This window comes from Domibacillus sp. PGB-M46 (genome assembly GCF_022668875.1).
GTDB lineage: Bacteria > Bacillota > Bacilli > Bacillales > Domibacillaceae > Domibacillus.
The window spans coordinates 1-220 of sequence record NZ_JAKGCR010000121.1; the positions used below are offsets into that span (position 1 = coordinate 1).

General features: G+C 48.6%; 1 protein-coding gene. It reads right to left on the minus strand.

Features of this window, described 5'->3' with window-relative positions; translation table 11 throughout:
• The coding region (locus L2D08_RS23900; protein WP_242238037.1) for a dihydrodipicolinate synthase family protein at positions 1 to 220 on the minus strand (220 nt) is incomplete at both ends.

The following is a 220-nucleotide window of genomic DNA, read 5'->3' on the forward strand; positions in this document are numbered from 1 at the left end:
CTTCAGCCAGCGGCATCCCGTTCAGCCATCCAAAACGGTCTCCAAATGTCTGTGTGAGCAGTGTATTTAACTCCATACTGCCAAGGCCGTCTTTGACACCGACCACCTGCGGCACTTCAGCAAGCGTTTCCAAAGCAGAGATAGAAAAAGAGACATTGTCACGCTGGTAGACAATCGCATTTAAATCTGTGCTTTCGGCAATCGCTTTAAAGTAAGCAGC